This is a genomic window from Actinoplanes sp. NPDC051633 (genome assembly GCF_040681735.1).
Lineage (GTDB): Bacteria > Actinomycetota > Actinomycetes > Mycobacteriales > Micromonosporaceae > Actinoplanes.
Map to the genome: position 1 here is coordinate 1 of NZ_JBFAZH010000910.1, position 3213 is coordinate 3213.

The following is a 3213-nucleotide window of genomic DNA, read 5'->3' on the forward strand; positions in this document are numbered from 1 at the left end:
CCACCACCCCACCCGGCCTCCCGCAGCGCAACCCGGCAGCCCACACCGCCATGGCAGCCAACCCAAGCCACCCACCACCGCACCGGGACCCCAAAGCCCGGCTCCCGAAACCGGGGCAGCCCGGCGGCGGGGCAGGGAGGGTGACCACCGACTGGCCGGCGTGTGTGTCAGGCCAGCTCGCGAGTGCCCGTACCCGGAACAGGCTTTTGATCTTGACCTTGGCGGGTTTATTCTGGCGAACTTTGCTTCTTACGGAGGTTGAGTTGACCGAGTATCCGCCCGAAGTCATGCGGCGCTTTCATGACCCGTCCCGGCCCATCTCCGACGGCGTGGTGCGTGAGCCGCCGCGAGGTTGGCGGGCCGTCGCGATCGAGGACTACGACCCGTCCTGGGTGGAGCGGTTCGAGGCCGTTCGCTCGCTGCTCCGGGAAGCCCTCGGAGATCTGGTGCTGGACGTTCAGCACGTCGGCTCGACCTCGGTCCCGGGGCTGGCCGCCAAGCCGATCGTCGACGTCGATCTTCTGCTGGAGGACACCGAGGACGAGTCGCGTTACCTGCCGGCGCTGGAGCGGCGGGGCTATTGGCTCGTCCTGCGGGAGCCGTGGTGGCACGGGCACCGGATGCTCGTCGACACCGCCGAGGACGTCCACCTGCATGTCTGGCCGCGGGGCGCGCCGGAGCCGGTGCGGCATCGGCTCTTCCGGGACTGGTTGCGCTCGCACCCGGAGGATCGCGAGCTCTACGCCTCGACCAAGCGCCGCCTGGCCGGTGAGATCCCGGACCAGGACTACACGCTCGCCAAGAACGAGGTCATCGACGAGATCTACACACGCATCTTCAAAGCCTGAAACGCCCCATCCGGTCACTGCCGGATGGGGCGTCGCAAGTTGTCAGCGTCAGGCGGGGGCGACGGCGCGCGAGCGGCGCATCGTCAGGACGTACTCGACCAGCGAGATCAGCACGTTCTTCGTGGACTCGCGGTTACGCGCGTCGCAGCTGACCACCGGCACGTCCGACGAGATCGCCAGAGCGTCCCGCACGTCCTGCGCGTTGTGGTACTGCATCCCGTCGAAGCAGTTTATGGCGACCAGGTACGGCAGCCGGCGGTGCTCGAAGAAGTCGATCGCGGCGAAGCAGTCCGCCAACCGGCGGGTGTCCACCATCACGACGGCGCCGATCGCACCGCGCACCAGCTCGTCCCACATGAACCAGAACCGCGTCTGGCCCGGTGTGCCGAACAGGTACAGGATCAGATCCCGGTCGATGCTGATCCGGCCGAAGTCCATCGCCACCGTGGTCGTCGTCTTACCCGGCACCTGCCGGTTGTCGTCGACGCCCACACCGGCCGAAGTCATGATGGCCTCGGTGGTCAGCGGGGTGATCTCGGAGACGGACCCCACCAGCGTCGTCTTACCGACGCCGAACCCACCGGCGATCACGATCTTCGCCGATGTGACGCGCCCGGCGGCCGGGCGACGCGACATGTCAGAGCCTGCGAAGTCCACTCAGCACCCTCTCCAGCAGTTCCGTGCCCACCGCATCGGTCTCGTCGTCCAGCGACGTCGGCTCGTGCACCGCGACCAGGCCATCGGAGGCCATGTCCGCGACGATCACTCGAGCCACGCCGAGCGGCAGTTGCATGCGTGCGGCGATTTCGGCCAGCGACTGAATCCGGCCGCCGTCACACATCGCCGCGATGTACTGATGCTCGCTACCGCCGCCGGATCGACTCGTCGAGTTCGTACGACCCCGCACGGTGGTTTCCACGAGCGCTTCGAGCGCTATATCGAGCTTGGGCCGGGTACGGCCGCGGGTAACGGCGTACGGCCTTACCAGCGCACCTGTCGGTTCATCGCGTTCGGGCATCGTCACCGTTCACCTCCACCCATTGCTCGGCCCGGTCAAAGTGTCTCTTGAAATTCATGATCTGGACAACCGCCGACAAGATCGGCGGAGTGCCCGTTCAGCCGAGCACCCCGGCTGTGGACCGCGGCGCCGGCGTCAGCGCCTCGCCCACCCGGTCGACCAGCAGGGCCATCTCGTAGCCCACCTGCCCGACATCACAGCTGCGCGCGGCCAGAACCGCGAACGACGAGCCATCCGAGATCGACATCAGGAAGAGGAACCCGTTGTCCATCTCGACCACAGTCTGCAGCACCGCGCCGCCCTCGAAACACCGAGCGGCACCCTGCGTGAGGCTGACCAGGCCGGAGGCGATCGCCGCCAGCTGGTCGGCCCGGTCCCGCGGGAGGTCCCGCGAGGCCGCTAGGAGCAGACCATCGGCTGAGACCGCGATCGCGTGCGCGACCCCGGGAACGCGATCGGCGAAGTTGGCCAGGAGCCAACCGAGATCCTGCGTAGATGTCATGCCTCATGCTCCTTGCCAGCCTGGTAAGACTGTTGCCCGCCCGAAGTCTCCTCCGGGTTGGTCGATTGTTCCTTGGTGCGGCCGCGCTGCACGCCGCGGTGGTACGCGGACAGCAGACCACGGACCGCTTCTGGGGTACGACGCTGGGTGGAATTCTCCGACCGGTCCACGCCACCCGGAACGAGCTGTGCCATCGGCTTGCGCTTCGGCAGGCCCGCGGTGGTGGTCGCCTCGACCGGGGTTTCGGCGGCCGCGCGAGCAGCCTGCCAGCCCTCGTCCGCGGCGGTCTGCCAGGGGTTGGACGACATCCCGGCACCGTTGGCCGCGGCGGCGCCCGCGCCGACCGTGGCCGGGTCGAGCGCCTCCGGCGACGGGGCCTGCTGCGGCACCTCGGCCGCCCGGGCCGGCTCGCCGGTCGGGATGCGCTGTGAGATCGTCCCGTCGTCGCTGCCGGCCGGGGACGGCGGCTTGGCCGTGGTGAACCAGGCCGACTCGAGCTCCCGGAAGATCGGCAGCTCCATGGTCTCGTCGGCGTACTGGCTCTGCCCGTCGCCGGAGCGCTGCCGGGCCTGCGCCGCCGCGATCTGGGCGGCGGCGGTGGCCTGTGCCTCGGCCGCCTGCCGGGCGGCCGCCTCGTGTGCGGCGGCGGCGCGCTGGGCGTCGGACTGCGGTGACGGGGGCGCGGACTGCGGGTTGCCCGGGCCGGCCACCGTGGGGTGGCTGCCGGTGCGGTCCGGGCGGTAGCGCGGGATCTCCGCCGTCATGTCCAGCGCGGCGGCCAGGCTCTCCGGCACCGGCGGCGGGTTGTCCCGGTCCGGCGCGACCGGCGGCCAGGCCGGCGGCGC

Annotated in this window: 4 protein-coding genes and 1 pseudogene; 1 reads left to right on the top strand and 4 read right to left on the bottom strand. The window is 69.9% G+C overall.

Features of this window, described 5'->3' with window-relative positions; all coding sequences use genetic code 11:
• Window positions 1-263 precede the first annotated feature (263 nt).
• On the top strand, window positions 264-848 hold the full coding sequence (locus tag AB0M20_RS34330; RefSeq protein WP_364304513.1) for a GrpB family protein: 585 nt from the start codon (window positions 264-266) through the stop codon (window positions 846-848).
• A gap of 48 nt (window positions 849-896) precedes the next feature.
• Here the strand turns inward: AB0M20_RS34330 and AB0M20_RS34335 are convergent, their stop codons facing one another.
• The 4 genes and pseudogenes from AB0M20_RS34335 to AB0M20_RS34350 all read right to left on the bottom strand — a co-directional run.
• Window positions 897-1484 carry an ATP/GTP-binding protein gene (locus AB0M20_RS34335; protein WP_184998575.1) on the bottom strand — a complete coding sequence of 196 codons (588 nt, stop codon included), beginning with the start codon at window positions 1482-1484 and terminating at the stop codon, window positions 897-899.
• Window position 1485: 1 nt separating this feature from the next.
• Entirely contained in the window at window positions 1486-1866 is a 381-nt protein-coding gene (locus AB0M20_RS34340) for a DUF742 domain-containing protein (protein WP_364304514.1), read from the bottom strand.
• A 97-nt stretch (window positions 1867-1963) separates the two neighbouring features.
• The gene (locus AB0M20_RS34345) at window positions 1964-2368 is read right to left on the bottom strand and encodes a roadblock/LC7 domain-containing protein (RefSeq protein ID WP_189078622.1); all 405 of its coding nucleotides are present in this window, start codon (window positions 2366-2368) and stop codon (window positions 1964-1966) included.
• Window positions 2365-3213: pseudogene (locus tag AB0M20_RS34350) on the bottom strand (histidine kinase); the annotation flags it as partial. The pseudogene AB0M20_RS34350 and the gene AB0M20_RS34345, both read right to left, overlap by 4 nt.